Below are 16,124 nucleotides of genomic sequence, written 5' to 3'. Positions count from 1 at the left end.
GGCAGCTATTTCTTCGCGAGATACGCCATCCCGATGCGGGCCGGCGTGAGATTTATTCCAAACTCATCGACCAGCGGCTTGATGTTGCACGCGTTGTCGGCCGTGACAAACGTGACCGCGTCGCGCGACAGCATCGGCTTGGGCAGCTTTTCCAGCAGGCCGCCGATCGTGCGCATGATGCCTTCCGGAATATGAAACAGCGGGCGGCGATGTCCGCTCGCGTCCATGATGATCCGCATCATCTCGTCGAACGTCATCAGTTCCGGGCCGCCGATTTCGTAAGTTCCGTTGCGGCCGCGCCCCGACACCGCGAGCATCACGCACGCCGCTAGATCATCGACGAGCACCGGCTGAACTTTCTGCCGCCCGGTGCCGGGCACGCCGAAGACCGGCGCGAAACGGATCGCGCGGGCCAGCCCGTTTACAACTTTGTCCTCCGGTCCGTACACCAGCGACGGGCGGAAGATCGTGTAGGCCAGGCCCGACTCGCGGATCGCGCGTTCGGCTCGGCCTTTGGCGCGAAAGCCGGGATGGGTGCTGTTCTCGTCGGCAGCGGCGCCGCTGATGTAGATGAATTGCCGCACACCGGCCTGCTTCGCCGCGTCGATGAGCGCGACCGCGCCGGCGTAGTCGATTCGCTCGAAGGTGAGGCCGCGTCGCGGATTTTCGACCGGATAGCCTTCGAACTGGATCGCATCGACAATCGTGTCCGCGCCCTGGAGCGCATCCTTGAGCGATGCGGGCTGTTCGATGTCTGCGCGAACAAACTCGATGCCGGGTAGATCGAGCCGCGCGCGCGCCGCCTCGGGATTTCGCGTGAGCACGCGCACCCTGATTTCGCCCGAAGCGAGCAGGCGCCGCGCGATCGCGCGACCGATGAATCCCGAGCCGCCCGCAAGAGTGACGGTCTTTGCGCCCATCGATTGATTCTGAGCTCGAATCCGCGGCGAAGCTACCGGCTTTGCCATCCAAAGAGGAACGGCTCGCGCGCGACCAAGCTAGACGTGCTTTCGATGGGGTCGATGAGTGACGGGGCGCGGCGTCCGGCGGCGGCGGATCCGTCGCAACGGATGCAGCTTCGCTCTCAAGCCCGGTTTCTCGGCGTGCGGTACGTCGATGAGCGGGGTCAGCGAGAAGCGCGAGACTTCCGGCGGGCAGTTGATGCGGATCCTGAGCCAAAACGTGCCCAGACCGCGATTGGTGTAGATGTAAAAGTCTTCGTAGCGGTTCAGGCCCGAGTAGAATTCTTTGCCGATGCGCAGGACCGATTTGAGCGGCGATCCATAAAACGGAATTCGCACGACGCCGCCATGCGTGTGGCCGGAGAGCATCACGCCCGGCTTCAGATGGCGCGTGTACAGCGCGGTGTCGGGATTGTGCGCCAGGACGATCGTGCAGTCATCGCGCTTGACCTCGGCAAACGCGCGCGCAGGCTCCGCGCGCCGCGACCACAAATCGTCAATGCCGACGATTACGAGTTGCTCGTTGCGAATGAAGAGCCGGCGGCTGTCATTGGCGAGCACGTCGGCGCCGGCGCGCTTGAGCGCATCGGTGATCCGCTCGGCCGACGACCAATGGTCATGATTGCCGAGGATCGCAAACAGGCCCGACTGCGGACGCAGATTCCTGAGCGCTTCGCGAAACGGGCCCAGATAGCGATGCATCGTGTCGGGGCCGGAAAAATAATCGCCGGTGAGAAAGACCAGGTCGGGATGCTGTTGATTGATGGCTTCGACCGCGAGCGCCAATCGTTCCAGATCCTCGTCGCGATCGACGTGAAAGTCGCTTATCTGGCATGCGACCAGTCCGCGCAAAGCCCCCGGCAATCCGCGCACCGGCAAATCCACCTTGGACAGCTGAATCGCGTCGATCGTGCGCCGCCACATTCGATGCAGCGGGCGCAGCGCCAGCGGAGGCTTCGCCTTGGCAGGGCCGGCAGCGCCAACGGGCGGCTGGTGCGGAAGCAAGTCGTCTATGAGTTCGGCAGTGGACATCGAATGATCGATACTAGAATACTTCGACCAGGCGGCGGAAGGAGGATAGTTCGATGATCCTGTCGCCGGCTTCGTTGATTTCTTCGTGCTCGAGGTCCCAGGTATGCGGATGCGGTATGAAAACGGCGCGCAGACCGGCCGCGACCGCGGGATTGATGTCCGAGCGCGGACTGTTTCCAATCATAAAAGTCAGCGACGGATCGAGCTCCGCGTCGCGCACCAGCCGGCGATAGGCATCGACGTCCTTCTCGCGCGGAGTCTCGACCCGATCGAAGAGCGGACCGAGACCGGAACGCGCGAGCTTTTGCAACTGTTCGTCGCGCTGGCCCTTGGTGAAAATCAGCAGGCGGTGACGCCGCGCAAGCTGCTGAAGCGTGGGCTCGACGTCGGGCAGCAACGCGCAGTCGCGATCGAGCAGATGCGCGCCGATTCGCTCGATCTCGTCGCGCAAGCGGTCGTGACCCGCGGGCGCCAGTTCGGCAGCCGCCTGATGCAGCGCCATCACGTAAGGACGGCGGCCGTAACCATGGGTTTTGATAAGCCGCATTTCGGCGCGGCGCACCGCGGCGTGAATCTCGATGCGAGAGCTGCCGACGCCCGCGTCGCCAACCGCCGCAGCGAAGAAATCGAACGCCTCGAGAAAATGGATATTGGAATCCCAGAGCGTGTCGTCGGCGTCGAATACGAGGTTCAAAGACTCAGTCGGAGCAGAGGACATCTGCCTACAAGGTACCGGCGCGCGATGACGCGGGCAAATGCGCAGGGGTGACCCCTGCACCCAGTGAAAAGTGAAAAGTGAAAAGTGAAAAGAAAAGATGCGGGCGGAGTTTATCCTGAGCGAAGTCGAAGGACCCTGTTAGAACGTTTTTTGTGTCATCCTGAGCGCAGCGAAGCAACCCGGATCTTTTTCTTCGCCTCTCCCTGTGAGGCGAGCTTTGCATAACCGGATGTTGGTGCTGAAGCGATACGCGCTGGCGTGCGAGATCCTTCGCTGCGCTCAGGATGACACAAAAAAACAAGAGGCCCTCGTGTCATTCTGAGCGAAGGCTGCTGTAGCGAAGAATCTCGACGGGCGCCCTGGCGTCCGGCGTTAGTTACGCACAGCTCTCCCTGTAAGGGAGAGAGACAGAATGTGGTGCGGTCACCGGCTTTGCTACCCTTGTGTGCGTGCGCTTTCCCGATGCCGGTCGCAATGTTCAAGTATCATGACGGGGAGAAGCCTGTCCGCCATTTGTCCGTCGCACGGGGTTCTGCTAACTCACGGGTGAGGAAGCAACTCCCATCTCGACCTACGATCCACGCCTCAAGGGGAAGTAGATGTCTGATTTCGTTGAGGAACCACTCGCCTCGCGCGGTTTCGCCGATCTCGCCAAGCGGATACACGGATTGGCCGACGCTCTGCGCACCAAGCTGATGACCGACCGGGTGCAGACCACACCCTCGAAAATCGCCGTGATTTTCTTCTTCGGGAGATTCCTCAAAACATATCAGGCTGCCGTAGAACTTCTGCGAATGGGCTTTTGGCAGGACGCGGCGGTTCTAGCACGCGTTTTGAGAGAAGTGGAATATCAAGTTCGCTGGATAGTGACTGGTGGCGATGAGACTGCGCGACTCTTCTTGCAAGACTACCAGCGAAACCGACGGAGGGTCTTGCGCACAGTGGTGGAACACGGAGACCCTGAGATAAAGGTTAAGGCCCAAGAGATAGTTAACAGTACCGCTGCTGACGAGACGCTCGACGAATGGTGGCGAAATTGGTGGAGCAGGAAGCCGAATGAAGGAATCGGCTGGCTGGCCGAAAAGGTCGGACATAAGGCAGCACATCGGTTTGAATACGCGACGCTGTCTGCTTTCGTTCACACCTCACCAGCATTGATGGATTTCTATTTCCATGAGCCGACGGATGCGGTCGGCGTCGTCTTGGAGAGCCGACCGGGAATATCTGTAGAGAACCGCGAATTCGCAAATCTAGTGGTCTTCAGTATTTTTGCAGCGTCCGCCGACATATGCGGCGCTTTCGCACAGCGAATGGGATTCGGATTCGAAGACGAGCTTACGCGAATCGGCGACCAAATCCGCCAGTTCGCATCAGATCGTCCGCGACCGCAAGAGTGAGCCGCACGATAAACCACCGCCACGCCGCCGCGCTCGCGTTTGTGGGCTGGTATTTGATGGTGCCTCAACCAGATGCGCCGGGAAAAGCGCCCAACGTGAATGCTCCGCTGTCGCAATGGAATCAGATGGGCGCGTTCGACAGCGCTTCCAACTGCGAGAAAGAGAGAGAGTCTCGCCGTAGGTTGGCTGTCAAAGCGCTAGACGAAGTTCAACAGGAAATTGACGCTGTGCCCGACAGTAGGCAGCCACTTGCGAAGGTCGCTCCCAAAGTCGCGCAGGATTCCGTTGACGTAAGCAGTTTTGCGATAGGAATCGAGGCATCTAGCTGCGTCGCGTCCGACGATCCCCGCCTCAAGGGAAAGTAGCCGCCGCTGTTCGTCCGCAACATTGCGGGCGCGGCGCGAAACCGCACGGGCACAAGGGCCGGGCTACGCGCGGGCGGTGGGCAATGCGGCGGGCAGAATTATGAGCGCACCGGTCGAAGGATTGCGCCCGACGTACACCTCGGTCTGCTAGCCCGCTACCGCGCAGAAGCGAGCGCATCAGCGATCGTCTTCAAAGGCAAGACCAGTTTCAGACGGTCATCGAGCAGCCGCACTGCACCGAAACGCTTGTACCACTCGGCGGCGCGTTCGTTCTTCGCGTCAATCGCCAGCGCCACTCCGCCCACCTCGACAGCGACCGAAAGCGCGCGCCTGCCGGCGGCGAGCAAGATCTCCCCGCCCAGTCCGCCGCCCTGACTTGTCAGGTTTACGGCCAGCCGCGCGAGACGGAACACAGGCACTTCGTACCCGCCGAGTCGTCGAGTTATCGCGGCGGGGATCTTCGCAAATTCAATTGCGCCCGGACTGATCGTGTAATAGCCAAGGATGCGGACAGCGTCGCCTGGTGACACCGCCACAAAAGTCTTGGCGCCGCCGGATTCGTGATTTTGCCGCGCGTAGCGCCGTAGATACTCGTTGAGTTCCCGAGAGCCACAATCGAAATTCCTGCGATCGTGGCGGCGGCTGATTGCCTCCTCACGCCAGGCGATTCTACCGCTCACGCTTTGCCAGCCGCCTGGCTGCGGCGATCAGCGCTGCCGTGGGCTTAGGCGGTTTCTCCAACAATTGGAGCACACGCTTCGAATCACGCTCCGAAAGCACGATGCGCTCGGATCGCTCCACTACGCCACGCGCCACCGGAAGGACGTTGCGCATGATGAACCGCGTGAGGTCGAGCTGCTCATGCGCCGCCGCCTCGGAAATGAGCTGCTTTTCCTCGCGGGTTGCGCGTAGTTCGATCCGATCGTTTCGAGTAGCTGCGGTTGCCATCGCTCGGCCTCAATTGTTCTTCCAGCCAGGCCTTTGAATCTAGCGCACGTACGGCGTCCGTACAATGCTCTGCCGCGCGCGGCGCTGGTGTGCCTCGAAGTGGCTACGCGCGGGCAGAGGGAAGTGCGGCGGGTAGAATTATGAGCGCGCCCGTCGAGGGATTGCGCCCGACGTACACCTCGGTCTCGTAAACCCGCCGCAGATTCTCCACGGTCAGAACTTCCGCTGGTGTTCCATACGCGACCGCGGCCCCATCGGCGAGCAGCAGCACGCGATCGGCATAGAGCGCGGCGGCATTGAGATCGTGCAGCGTCGCAACGACGGCCATGCCGCGCTCGGCGCACAGCTCGCGAAAGCGCGCGAAAATTTCCGCGACGTGCTTGAGATCGAGAAATGCGGTCGGCTCGTCGAGCAGTGCAACCTTCGGCTCCTGTGCGAGCGCGCGGGCCAGGAACACGCGCTTGCGTTCGCCGCCGGACAGTTCCTGAACGTGGCGCGCGGCAAGCTCGAGCAGGTCGAAGCGGTCGAGCGCCGCGGATGCGATTTCCAAATCGTGCGGGCTCTCGAAGCCGAAGGCGCCGAGATGCGGCGCGCGTCCCATCAGCACGATTTCCAGCACCGTGAAGCGAAATGCGACCGCGTTTTCCTGGCCAACCGACGCAACCGTGCGCGCGAATTCCCGGCGATCGATCGAATCGAGCGGGCGGCCGAAAAGTTCGACGCTTCCCGCGCCCGGTTTTATCGAGCCGCCGAGCACCTTGAGCAGGGTGGACTTGCCTGCCCCGTTTGGACCGACGATGGCGAGCATTTCGCCGGCCGCCACTTCGATCGAGACGCCATGCAGCACGGGTACTCCCGGATATCCCGCGTGGATCGCGCTCGCACGCATGGCGGCGGCGGTGTCGCGCGATGTCGTCGTCATAGCGAAAGCGGTCTCCTGCCTTCGCGCCGCAGCATGTAGATGAAGAACGGGCCGCCGCAGAGCGCGGTGATCGCGCCGACGGGAATTTCGGCCGGGGCGATTGCGACGCGCGCGACCAGGTCCGCCGCGACCATGAATGCGGCGCCGCCGATCAGCGACGCGGGCAGCAGCAGCCGATGATCCGCGCCGAAGATCAATCTCAAAGTATGCGGAACGATCAGTCCGACGAACGAAATGATTCCGCTGACGGAGACCGCGGCGCCGATCATGACCGAGGTCGCAACGAAGATTGTGCGCCGCAGCCGGTCCACGTCAACCCCAAGTTCGGCAGCCGACTCGTCGCCGAGACTGAGCAGGTTCAGATCGCGAGCTTGAAACATCAGCACGGCGAAGCCGGCCAGTCCCAAACCCGCGACGCTCGCCGCTTCGCCATAGGTCGGCGCCTCGAGGCTGCCCATCAGCCAGAACAGGATGCTATGCGCGTAGTAGAAGTTGACGACGCTGTTCACCAGCATGATTGCCGCGCCCCAGAACGCGTTGAAAATCACGCCGACCAGCAGCAGCGTGAACGGCTCAAGCTGGCCGTCAACCATCGCGAGCCGGTAAACCGCCACCGTCGAGAGCAGCGCCGCGCCGAATGCGCACAGTGGGACGGCCGCCTCGCCGCCGCCGAGTTTCGCGGACATCACCAGCGCGAGTATCGCGCCGAGCGCGCCGCCGCCGGAGATTCCGAGGATGCCACCCTCTGCCAGCGGATTGCGCACGAGCGCTTGCAGAGCCGTTCCGACCGCGGCCAGCATCGCGCCGACGATCACGCCCATCAGCACACGCGGCAATCGGGCGCCGAAGAAAATCGCGTGATCGGGACTGGTGGGGTCGGAAAATGCGCGCACGAGGCTGATATGCGCGCTGCCAAACAGCGCGGCTGCGGCCGCGCAAACGATCAGCAGGATTGCCAGCGCCGCCAGTATCGAGAGCAGCCGCGAGCGCGTCAGGTGCGACGGCGGTTTGCTTGCGGCCGCGTTCACTGCTGTGCACCAGCGGACAGATTTTGCCATGCCTCGGGATGAATCATCCGCGCGATTATCTCGAGCGACTGTCCCACGCGCGGGCCGGCATGAAGAATGGGATCCTGCGCATAGCCGAAGACGCGATGGTCGCGCACCGCAGGAATCGCCGGATATTTTTCCCAGAAGTCGCTCGACGACGACGGGTCGCTGCCCATCGAACCGTCCAGCACGACCTCGGGACGCATCGCGATGATGTACTCCATGCTCAGCTGCGGCCACTGCTGGCCGGCGGCCGCAGCGATGTTGTCGGCGCGCGCAATCCGCATGAGCTCATCGAGATAAGTGCCGGCGCCCACCGCGACGATCGGCTGATGGCCGACGAGCATCAACACACGCTGCGGCTTTACGCTTGCCAGGCGCTGTTGAACTGCGGCGATCTGCGCCTGAATCTTCGCGACGAGCCGATGCGCTTGCGGCTGGCGATCGATTCGCGCGCCCACCGTTTCGATACTGGTTTCGATCTGTTGCAAAGTATCGTCGCTGACCATCAGCACCGGATAACCCATCGACTTCAAGGCGCGAATCTGGCGCACGTCCGATGACAGTTCAAGTCCGACGACCAGCGTGGGCCGCAGCGCGATGATCGCTTCGAGATTGGGAGTCAGAAAGGAGCCGACCCGCGGCAGATCGCGCACCTGCGCAGGGTAGTCACAATACTGCGAGACGCCGACGACATCGGGACCCGCGCCCAGCGCGAACAGTGTCTCCGTTACCGACGGCGCCAGCGATACGATCCGCATCCGAGCGGCCGCGTTGGCCGGCGGCGCGAGCACCAGAGCATACACACACAGCGCGGCGGCGGCCGCGAGCCGATACAATCCCACATCGCGAAACTACCTGATCGTACCGGCGCCGGTAAGCGCAGCCTCGCGCTTTGTTGGCTGCGCCCGGCGTGCTCAACTAGCCTGGTGGGACGGGGAGTATCGCCGTGCTCAAGATTGCCGTTTGCATCAAGCAGATACCGCTTGTCGAGGAAGCCAACTTCGACACCGCCACCAGGACCATCAAGCGCGACGGGCCCAATGTGATCAGCGCATTCGATCTGCGCGCGATCTCGCTCGCCGTCGAGCTGAAAAATCTCCACGGCGCCGACACCACTGTCGTCACCATGGGGCCGCCGCAGGCGCGCGACGTGTTGCAGGATGCGCTCGCGATGGGAATGGATCGCGCGGTGCACCTGGAAGACCGCGCTTTCGCGGGTGCGGACACGCTCGCAACGGCGCGTGCGCTCGCGATTTGGCTGGCGCGCGGAAACTTCGATCTCATTTTGCTCGGCAAGTACTCGCTCGATGCGGAGACGGGACAGGTCGGCCCCGAGATCGCGGAACTAATCGGCGCCGCGCAGATAACCGGCGCGCGAAAGCTGGAAATCGACGGCCGCCGGCTGCGCGCCGAGCGCGAAAGCGACGAAGGATTCGAGGAAATCGAGGCCGCGATGCCCGCGGTTATCACCTGCGCCGAGCGCCTCGCGCAGCCGGTCAAGCTGAAGCCGGGTGCGTCCGAGGAGGCGAAGGCCCGGCCGATCCAATCCGTGCGCGCGGCGGAGCTCGGCGGCGATCCGAAAGAATTCGGACTCGCGGGTTCGCCGACGTGGGTGCAGGAGGTTCGCGCCGTCGTGACGCCGAAGACCGAATGCAAGTTTATCGACTCGACCGACGCCGAACGCGCTGCGGCCGAGGTGATGTCGGCACTCGAAACAATCGGCGCGCTCAACCCGCGCGCGCACAATCGCCGTTCGATCGCGGCGGTGCGGCGTGCGGGCAATCGTAGTCATGACCTGTGGATCGCGTGCGAGACCGACCTTGAAGGCCGCGTCACGCGCGGCACGCTTGAGCTGCTTTCACGCGGCGACGAACTCGCGTCGCGACTCGGCGGCGCGCTCGTCGCGGTGGGATTTGGCGGCGCAATCGCGCGACACGCGGGGCTGCTTGCGAGTTTCGGCGCCGACCAGGTGCTGATCGTCGAGCATCCTGCGCTGGTTCCGTACACCCCCGAGGCCGCCGCCGAGGCTGTTGCGAAGCTCGTCTTGACGCACGCGCCGTGGGGAATTTTGATCGGCGCGACCGAGCGCGGGCGCGACTGGGGACCCCGGCTGGCCGCGCGCTTAAGCCTGGGGCTTACCGGCGATGCGATCGCTATCGAGCTCGACTCGGAGCATCGGATGGTCGCGCTCAAGCCGGCCTTCGGCGGCAATATCGTCGCGCCGATTTACTCGAAAACGTTTCCGCAGATGGCGACGGTGCGGCCGGGCGTGCTCGAACTCGCGGCGCCATCGCAAGACAAGCAAGCCGAGATTCGGATCGCGCGTCCTGAGCTGAGCCCGCCGAAAAGCCGGCTCATAAGGGCGCACTCGATCCTCGACGCCACCATTGCACCGCTCGAAGGCACCGAGGTTGTCGTTGGCATCGGCATGGGAATCGGTGGACCTGATGGAGTCGCGCGAGCCGCCGCATTCGCGCGAGTGCTCGGCGCCGCGATATGCGCGACGCGGCGCGTGACGGACAATGGATGGGTGCCGCGGAATTTGCAGGTCGGGTTAACCGGCAAATCGATCGATCCGCGCCTGTATATTGCTCTTGGGGTGCGCGGCGCGCCCAACCATACCTGCGGTCTCAAGCGCGCGGATACGGTCGTCGCAATTAACAACGATGCCGACGCGCTGATCTTCGAGCGCGCGAATATAGGGTTGGTCGCCGATTGGGATAGCGTCCTACCCGCCTTGCAGGATGCCTTCCAGCGCCGCCTTCGATGATCGACTGCAACTACGCGCGGATTTCGTAGAGCGCCGAAAACATATCCCCGACTGGCAGGCGGCGAAAGTGCTTGAATCCCGCCGCGGCGACCAGCTCGCGCGCCTTCGCCTCGCCCATGCACGCGCCGATTCCCGCGCCGCCGTGCGCCAGCGACGTCGTCATGCAGTACAGCGTGCTTATCGAATACATCAGCCGCCCCATCGGATTGATGTTGTCTTCGAGATTCGACGACACGTTTACCTCGACCATCAGGTAAGTGCCGTCGGGTTTGAGCGCGGCTCGAATCGATTTCAGCAGCGCGTCCGGATGGACGGAATCATGCACCACGTCGATGGTCGAGATGAAATCGAACTGCGCGGCCGGCAGCCTGGTGCAATCGACGACGTCAAACTTGATCCGGCCGTCCAGGCCGGCGGCTTTCGCGTTTGCACGCGCGCGCTCCACCGAGCCGAGGTGCGCGTCGAAGCCGAAAACCTGGGCCTTGGGAAATGCGGATGCGATCTCGATCGACGCGCGGCCGCTGCCACAGCCAACGTCCAGCGACGAGCCGCCTTCGTTCAGCTTCGCGACCACCTGCGCCATCGCCGGCAGCCAATTGCGAATCAACTGATTCCGGAATAGCGAGGCTGACGAACGCTCCATCGCCTCCCACGTCTCGGGCGGATACTCGCTCTGCGATACGCCGCCCCCGTTCTTGAATGATGCCATCACTTTCGGCGCCATCGACACATGAGGGACGATCATTTCGATCATGCCGCCGGCGAAAAACGGCGAGTCCTCGCGCGCCAGCACCATCGCATGCTCGGGCGGCATCGCGTAGCTCTTCGCCGAGGCGTCGTAATTCACATATCCAGCCGCCGTCATCGCACTGAGCCATTCGCGCAGATACCGCTCGTTGAGGCCCGTCCGATCCGCAAGCGCCGCGCTGGTAACGGCGCCCGCTTCGGCCAGCGCGCTGAAGATTCCCAGCCGATCGCCGATATAGGTCAGCGCACCGAGCATCGCGGCGCCGATATCAATCGATACCTGCATCCAGAATTGCCTGATCTTGTCCCAATCGAGCTGCTGTTTCTCGTCGGCCATCGTTTCCCTCCGCAGAGGGGCAGTATCTATCAATTCACGCATCTGCGGCTAGGCTTCCCACGCTTGCGACTTAACCGGTTGACGCGGGAGAGCAGTCCGCATCTGACTGCGAAATCCGCCACATCACCTGTCACACTCGGCATCTGACTGAAATAGAATCGTTCCCAAATCGGCGAAGCGCTGGATCGTGAAGGTCGGTTTGAGAGGAAAACACTCCTCAGCCCGTCCATAGCCGTAGGAGGCCCAACACGAGTCGGCAACTACGTTTCGCGCGAAGAGAATATCCGCGCTCGTATCGCCTACAACGAGAGTCTCCGCCGGGGCTATGTGTGGAAACGCGGGCCGAATGACTCTTTTGAAGCTATCGGGGTCAGGTTTCTTTTGGATGCCTGGTGCATCACAAGCCGCGAGCGATATAAATTCTGCGATCCTCAAGCGTTCCATTGCGGCGCGGACTGCTACCTCACCCTTGTTGCTCAAGAGGACGACGGCGATTCCCGAGTCAGATACTTTCCGAAGCACAGACCGTACGGCAGGGAACAGACGCGTTCGTGCTTGACCTTCGCCGCTGTTATAAATGCGTCGATAGGTGGTGATCCACGATGACATCGCGGGCGCCGGTTCCGAATTCAGTATCGGGTTCAGGCTCGCGAACGTCTCTTCGAGACCTATTCCCATACCGATAGTTCGCCTGATGTCTGCCTCCCCGGGCCGAGGCATATCGAAGGCTGCAAACGTCTGGCGAATGCAGTAAGCGATCGCTTCGTGGGTCACGCATAACGTTCCGTCAAAGTCTAGTATCAACAGACGATACTTCTGCATATTTTGTTAGGAATTTCCCTACTTTTCGGGCGCCTTCTCTTCTTCGGGCTTGGATTGCGGGGCGGCGAACATCGAGAGCTGAGCCGGCTTGCCCTCGTCATCCGCGGCTGGCGCGAACAGGCCGGGGCGCTCGACGAAGACCCGGAATTTTTCGAAAAGGTCGGCAAGCTTGGCCTGGTAGTACTCCACGTTTTCGTCGGGATGGTCCGGATCGTACTCCGCCGCCATCTTCGCGGACGCGTTCACCGCCGCACGCGCGCCGCGCCCGGTGACGTAGTATGAAATTTGATCGCCGGCCAGGTACTGCCGCTCGGCCTTGAGCGCCAGCTCGTAGGCGGCCGCGGGATTGCGGCTGTTGTCACCGATCTTCTTGCGATAAGTGTCGAGCGAGTCCTGGATCGTCTCGGTCTTCATCAGATCGGCGATTCCGATTTCGTGGCGAGCGAGACGCGCGCGATAGTCGCCGTGGAGTTTCTCAATTTCGCCGCGCCGATCCTCCAGCAGCAGGCGGAACATCTGTTCCATGAAGCGGCGCTGGAAGCGTTCGAGTCCGCGCGAGCGCAGCCCCGAGCCGCGAATCGTCATCTTTCCCGCCTCGTCCATCAGGACGTAGTTTTTCATTTTGTAGGAGAACATCGCGCGGTAACGGCCGTCGATTTCCAGCCGGATTCCCTCGGGCATAATCGATCCAACCTGCTCCAGGAGCCTGTCCGCGCCTTCTTCGCTGGCGCCGTCGGGTGGCGGCACAAAATAGATTCCGTCGGTATCGACCTCGATAACCTGCGCGCCGTGCTCTTCGAGTTTCGCCACCGCGCGCTGAATCAGATCGCGGCCGCGCCTGGTTACCGCGTTGGCCGCGCCGAAGTCATTGAAATGGCCGAGCGAAAAACCCAGGTAGCCGTAAAATGAATTGATCAGAATCTTGAACGTCTGCTGGAGCGCGTCGGCGTTGCGCCGCTCGATACCCTTGAGTTCGCGCGCGAGCGCCTTGGCCTGCACCCGGAAGCTGCGCAGGTCGCCAAGCATCTTGAGGAACACGCCCAGGCGGTCGGCGGCCGGCGCATGCCGATATTGCAGCATCAACGACGGATACAGCGAGGTCACGTCGCAGTGCAGGACGCCGTGGGCGACGCCGCATCGGCGAACCTCCGTGTAGCCGCCCGCGACCGGGCTCGGCGGCGACGGCTCGGGAATGGAATGCCCCGCAGCCAGGTAGGCGCGCATCATGAGCGCGTCGATCTTGGTCGCATTGCCGCGCAGCACCGCGCTCTGGTACGAGTACGGGAATATCTGCGCTTGCACGAAGTAACTGGGAGAGAGGGTCTCGGCCAGCGCGCGCGTCTCACGCGCGTCGTCGAGCGCGTACTCGTAGAGCTTTTCCGGTTCGTGTTCGAAGTAGTGGCTGATTTTCGACGCGTCGATATACACGCGACCCTTGCGCGCCAGCCCGAAGTGTTGCGCAAGCTGCTTCAGCCCCAGGCTCTCCAGTTCGCGGCTCGAGATATCGTAGTGCTGCGCGAGGATCCACGTATCTATGATGCTGCGGCCGGGGATGTCGTAGCGGCGGTAGGCGATCGAACGCTCCGCAATCTGCATCCGCGACGGGCGGGCGCGAAGCTCGCCGCCATCGCGCCCCAGCTTGAGCTTCATTTTGTGGCGGCGCGCCCGCGTCTCCAGGTATTCGAGATCGAACCGGAACAGGTTGTGGCCCTCGACGACGTCGGGGTCGCGCTCCTGGACAATCCGCACCATCTCGTCGAGCAGCGCGCGTTCGTCCATCTCGGTGCCCCTGAGCAAGCGCTCGAAGCCGGTCGAGTCGGTGAGCGAGATCGCGATAACCCGATCGCCCGCGCGCGCCGCCGACGGAAATTCAAACCCCGGCGAGATATAGGTCTCGATATCGAGCTGGAGGCGGCGCAGCTCGCTGAAATCCATCCCGATGAAAAACGTGGTCCCGCTCAGCATCAGATGCTGCTCGACCGGATCGGCCAACACCAGATACGGCGCGTCAGGCGCGTTAGGCGCCTTGCCGGTTGCGTTCCTGAGATGGCGCCTAGCGGCGTCCAGAGCGTCGAGCGAGCCGAAGGTGACGAGCATCCGGTAACGGAAATCGCCCTCGAGCGTGCGCGTCTCATGCGCGGGGCTGAAACCTTCGAGCAAGGCAGCATTCTCGACCAGCGCAAACAGCCGAATCGGACGGCGCTCGCGCGCAAGCTTGCCCGACAGGCGCCGGTAAACGTCGATCTCGGTGTTCGATGCGGCCTCGACCGCGACCACGCCCGGCTCGGCGGGATCGCCGAACAGCAGGCGGTTGCCGTAAAACTGAGCCGAAATCTCTTGGTAAGTAGTCATCGCGTCCCGCGTCCCTCGATTGTGCACCCGCAAGCTCGCGTGGGACAACGCGCCCCCGCGCGTGGATTCAGAACGCGCCGAGGTACCAGACGCCAATCAGAAAGATCGCGTATGCGGCTGCGCCGATCATCAGCGTCGGAGTTCCGAGTTCCGAGTCGCGCAGATTGATGTACAGAATCGCTGCCGAAGCGAGCGCGATCGATCCCGCGAGCAGTTCGGGACTGGTCAGATGCCACGGCGAAAACGCGAGCCCCAGTGCAACCGGGATGCACGACTGGAAGACCATCGCGCCAGTGATGTTGGCGAGCGCGAGATGGTCCTTGCCCTGCCGAATCCAGACAACGGAGTTGTATTTCTCGGGCAGTTCGGTCGCGAGCGGGCTCAACATGAGCGAGAGCACGCCGGGATTGAGATGCACATGGGCTGAGAACACGACGATCTGATCGACGAACTCGACTGCACCGATCAGAATCGCCAGCACGCCCACGATTACCTGCGCGGCCGTCGCCGATGCGCGCGGATCGAGCGGATTCCCGCGCAAAATCGATTCGAAGTAGAGTCCGCGCTCGAGCTGCGCGCCGGCCACGCGCCTGAGCCGCAGCATCACAACCGCGTAGCTCGCGTACACTATCAACAATGCCAGTGCGAGGAGGTGGCGAAGCACCGCACCCATCTCGACTGTGCCTGCGATCATCAGGCACAAAAAAACCGGAAAGAAGAATGCGAGATCCCGGCGCGCGTCCTCGCGCACCACTTTCAGCGCGACCCGTCCCCGGCGCCGGCGAAATGCGAGCGCCGCAATGCCCATCACGGACATCGCCACCGTGGACAGCATCAGCGGTGCGCCGACAATCGCTCCAAGTCCAACCGCGGTATGCGCCGCCGCGCGGTCGCGGCCGGTCAACAGCGCGACCGCCGGGATGAAGGTCTCCGGCAGCGCGGTCCCGACCGCGGCGAGCAGGCTCCCGACCGCGGCCTCAGCCACGTGCAATCGATGCCCCAACCATTCGACCCCATTGGTAAAAAGTTCCGAGCCGGCGAGGATTATCGCGAAGCTGAGGGTCAGGATTATCGCGTGCATTGCCAAAATTGTGCTCAAAGCGAGGCGCAGCAGCGTCGAGAATACGGAGGCCCGCTCGCGATTTCCAGCGCGCACTCATTTTCCGGCACTTCGGCTCGAGTCAGAGGAAAAGATCGGCCGCAATGCAGCCAAACCGGCAAACGATGCGTATAATGTATGTAGCGGTGACCGGCGAGCGCGAATTCGCGACCAGGCCGCGCGGCGGAGCGTGATTCGCCCAATGATCGCGCGAGCGAGGCGACGGTTAAGTTGACTCTGGGCGTAGCGATCCTTAGACTTGATTCTTTGGTGTGGCTCACTTGCCTTTGTATTCTCGTCTGTATAAATGAGGCTACTTGATTCCCGGCTCGCGGTCGCAATGACGGCCGCATTGCGCGCCGATTTTCACGCATCGCATCGACGGCCAACGCCCGCGCAAAACGGAAGCAAAACGAATGAAGCAGAAGTACGAAGGTAAAGACCTACAGGGTCTGGTTGATCTCGGCCGTGAGCAGGGCTACCTGACCTTCGAGCAGGTCAACGACTACCTGCCGCAGGATGTAGCTTCACCAACCGACCTGCGCGCCGCGCTGGACAGCTTCGAGGACCTTGATATCAAGGTGCTCGAGGAAGTCCCGAC

15 protein-coding genes are annotated in these 16,124 nt (G+C 62.6%); 3 read left to right on the top strand and 12 right to left on the bottom strand.

Going from position 1 to position 16,124, the window contains the following annotated elements; translation table 11 throughout:
* Nucleotides 1-5: 5 nt before the first annotated feature.
* From VIO10_RS09280 to VIO10_RS09270, 3 genes are all read right to left on the bottom strand, one after another.
* The gene (locus VIO10_RS09280; protein WP_331962755.1) at nt 6-920 is read right to left on the bottom strand and encodes a complex I NDUFA9 subunit family protein; all 915 of its coding nucleotides are present in this window, start codon (nt 918-920) and stop codon (nt 6-8) included.
* 78 nt (nt 921-998) lie between these two features.
* Nucleotides 999-1,994, bottom strand: coding sequence for a metallophosphoesterase (locus VIO10_RS09275; RefSeq protein WP_331962752.1), 996 nt, complete (start codon nt 1,992-1,994; stop codon nt 999-1,001).
* A gap of 13 nt (nt 1,995-2,007) precedes the next feature.
* A complete protein-coding gene (locus VIO10_RS09270; protein ID WP_331962750.1) occupies nt 2,008-2,688 on the bottom strand; it encodes an HAD family hydrolase in 681 nt (226 codons plus the stop codon).
* A gap of 623 nt (nt 2,689-3,311) precedes the next feature.
* On the opposite strand from VIO10_RS09270, the gene VIO10_RS09265 reads away from it, so the two are divergent.
* The gene (locus tag VIO10_RS09265; protein WP_331962747.1) at nt 3,312-4,109 is read left to right on the top strand and encodes a DUF5677 domain-containing protein; all 798 of its coding nucleotides are present in this window, start codon (nt 3,312-3,314) and stop codon (nt 4,107-4,109) included.
* 520 nt (nt 4,110-4,629) lie between these two features.
* On the opposite strand, the gene VIO10_RS09260 is transcribed toward VIO10_RS09265, so the two are convergent.
* The 5 genes from VIO10_RS09260 to VIO10_RS09240 all read right to left on the bottom strand — a co-directional run bounded on the left by VIO10_RS09260 (nt 4,630) and on the right by VIO10_RS09240 (nt 8,238).
* On the bottom strand, nt 4,630-5,154 hold the full coding sequence (locus tag VIO10_RS09260) for a hypothetical protein (RefSeq protein ID WP_331962744.1): 525 nt from the start codon (nt 5,152-5,154) through the stop codon (nt 4,630-4,632).
* Complete coding sequence (locus VIO10_RS09255; protein WP_331962741.1) at nt 5,144-5,422, bottom strand: DUF1778 domain-containing protein; 279 nt, start codon at nt 5,420-5,422, stop codon at nt 5,144-5,146. The genes VIO10_RS09260 and VIO10_RS09255 overlap by 11 nt, the downstream gene beginning before the upstream one ends.
* A gap of 103 nt (nt 5,423-5,525) precedes the next feature.
* The gene (locus VIO10_RS09250) at nt 5,526-6,344 is read right to left on the bottom strand and encodes an ABC transporter ATP-binding protein (RefSeq protein WP_331962738.1); all 819 of its coding nucleotides are present in this window, start codon (nt 6,342-6,344) and stop codon (nt 5,526-5,528) included.
* Complete coding sequence (locus tag VIO10_RS09245; RefSeq protein WP_331962735.1) at nt 6,341-7,372, bottom strand: iron ABC transporter permease; 1,032 nt, start codon at nt 7,370-7,372, stop codon at nt 6,341-6,343. The genes VIO10_RS09250 and VIO10_RS09245 overlap by 4 nt, the downstream gene beginning before the upstream one ends.
* Nucleotides 7,369-8,238 carry a helical backbone metal receptor gene (locus tag VIO10_RS09240; RefSeq protein WP_331962732.1) on the bottom strand — a complete coding sequence of 290 codons (870 nt, stop codon included), beginning with the start codon at nt 8,236-8,238 and terminating at the stop codon, nt 7,369-7,371. Before VIO10_RS09240 ends, VIO10_RS09245 begins: the two co-directional genes overlap by 4 nt.
* A gap of 104 nt (nt 8,239-8,342) precedes the next feature.
* On the opposite strand from VIO10_RS09240, the gene VIO10_RS09235 reads away from it, so the two are divergent.
* Nucleotides 8,343-10,166 carry an FAD-binding protein gene (locus VIO10_RS09235; RefSeq protein ID WP_331962729.1) on the top strand — a complete coding sequence of 608 codons (1,824 nt, stop codon included), beginning with the start codon at nt 8,343-8,345 and terminating at the stop codon, nt 10,164-10,166.
* Nucleotides 10,167-10,176: 10 nt separating this feature from the next.
* On the opposite strand, the gene VIO10_RS09230 is transcribed toward VIO10_RS09235, so the two are convergent.
* The 4 genes from VIO10_RS09230 to VIO10_RS09220 all read right to left on the bottom strand — a co-directional run bounded on the left by VIO10_RS09230 (nt 10,177) and on the right by VIO10_RS09220 (nt 15,505).
* Nucleotides 10,177-11,250 (bottom strand): class I SAM-dependent methyltransferase, encoded by a 1,074-nt coding sequence (locus tag VIO10_RS09230; RefSeq protein WP_331962726.1) that lies wholly within the window; start codon nt 11,248-11,250, stop codon nt 10,177-10,179.
* A 123-nt stretch (nt 11,251-11,373) separates the two neighbouring features.
* Nucleotides 11,374-12,072: an HAD family hydrolase gene (locus VIO10_RS16315; protein WP_414645326.1), complete on the bottom strand. Its 699-nt coding sequence runs from the start codon at nt 12,070-12,072 to the stop codon at nt 11,374-11,376.
* Nucleotides 12,073-12,090: 18 nt separating this feature from the next.
* Entirely contained in the window at nt 12,091-14,424 is a 2,334-nt protein-coding gene (locus VIO10_RS09225; protein WP_331962723.1) for a DNA polymerase domain-containing protein, read from the bottom strand.
* 67 nt (nt 14,425-14,491) lie between these two features.
* Nucleotides 14,492-15,505, bottom strand: a complete 1,014-nt coding sequence (locus tag VIO10_RS09220) for a hypothetical protein (RefSeq protein ID WP_331962720.1) — start codon at nt 15,503-15,505, stop codon at nt 14,492-14,494.
* A gap of 434 nt (nt 15,506-15,939) precedes the next feature.
* On the opposite strand from VIO10_RS09220, the gene VIO10_RS09215 reads away from it, so the two are divergent.
* A partial coding sequence (locus VIO10_RS09215; protein WP_331962717.1) for an RNA polymerase sigma factor region1.1 domain-containing protein occupies nt 15,940-16,124 on the top strand: 185 nt, incomplete at its 3' end.

Origin of the sequence: Candidatus Binatus sp. (assembly GCF_036567905.1) — a bacterium.
In the GTDB taxonomy this organism is placed as follows: Bacteria; Desulfobacterota; Binatia; order Binatales; family Binataceae; genus Binatus.
The sequence above is the reverse complement of the archived record's forward strand: the minus strand, read 5'-3'. Positions and strand labels throughout refer to the sequence as shown.

Excerpts from the sequence above, each read along its gene's own strand:
- VIO10_RS09275 (WP_331962752.1), bottom strand. The coding sequence starts at position 1,994 with ATGTCCACTGCCGAACTCATAGACGACTTGCTTCCGCACCAGCCGCCC.
- VIO10_RS09220 (WP_331962720.1), bottom strand. The coding sequence starts at position 15,505 with ATGCACGCGATAATCCTGACCCTCAGCTTCGCGATAATCCTCGCCGGC.
- VIO10_RS09225 (WP_331962723.1), bottom strand. The coding sequence starts at position 14,424 with ATGACTACTTACCAAGAGATTTCGGCTCAGTTTTACGGCAACCGCCTG.
- VIO10_RS16315 (WP_414645326.1), bottom strand. The coding sequence starts at position 12,072 with ATGCAGAAGTATCGTCTGTTGATACTAGACTTTGACGGAACGTTATGC.
- VIO10_RS09230 (WP_331962726.1), bottom strand. The coding sequence starts at position 11,250 with ATGGCCGACGAGAAACAGCAGCTCGATTGGGACAAGATCAGGCAATTC.
- VIO10_RS09255 (WP_331962741.1), bottom strand. The coding sequence starts at position 5,422 with ATGGCAACCGCAGCTACTCGAAACGATCGGATCGAACTACGCGCAACC.
- VIO10_RS09265 (WP_331962747.1), top strand. The coding sequence starts at position 3,312 with ATGTCTGATTTCGTTGAGGAACCACTCGCCTCGCGCGGTTTCGCCGAT.
- VIO10_RS09280 (WP_331962755.1), bottom strand. The coding sequence starts at position 920 with ATGGGCGCAAAGACCGTCACTCTTGCGGGCGGCTCGGGATTCATCGGT.
- VIO10_RS09250 (WP_331962738.1), bottom strand. The coding sequence starts at position 6,344 with ATGACGACGACATCGCGCGACACCGCCGCCGCCATGCGTGCGAGCGCG.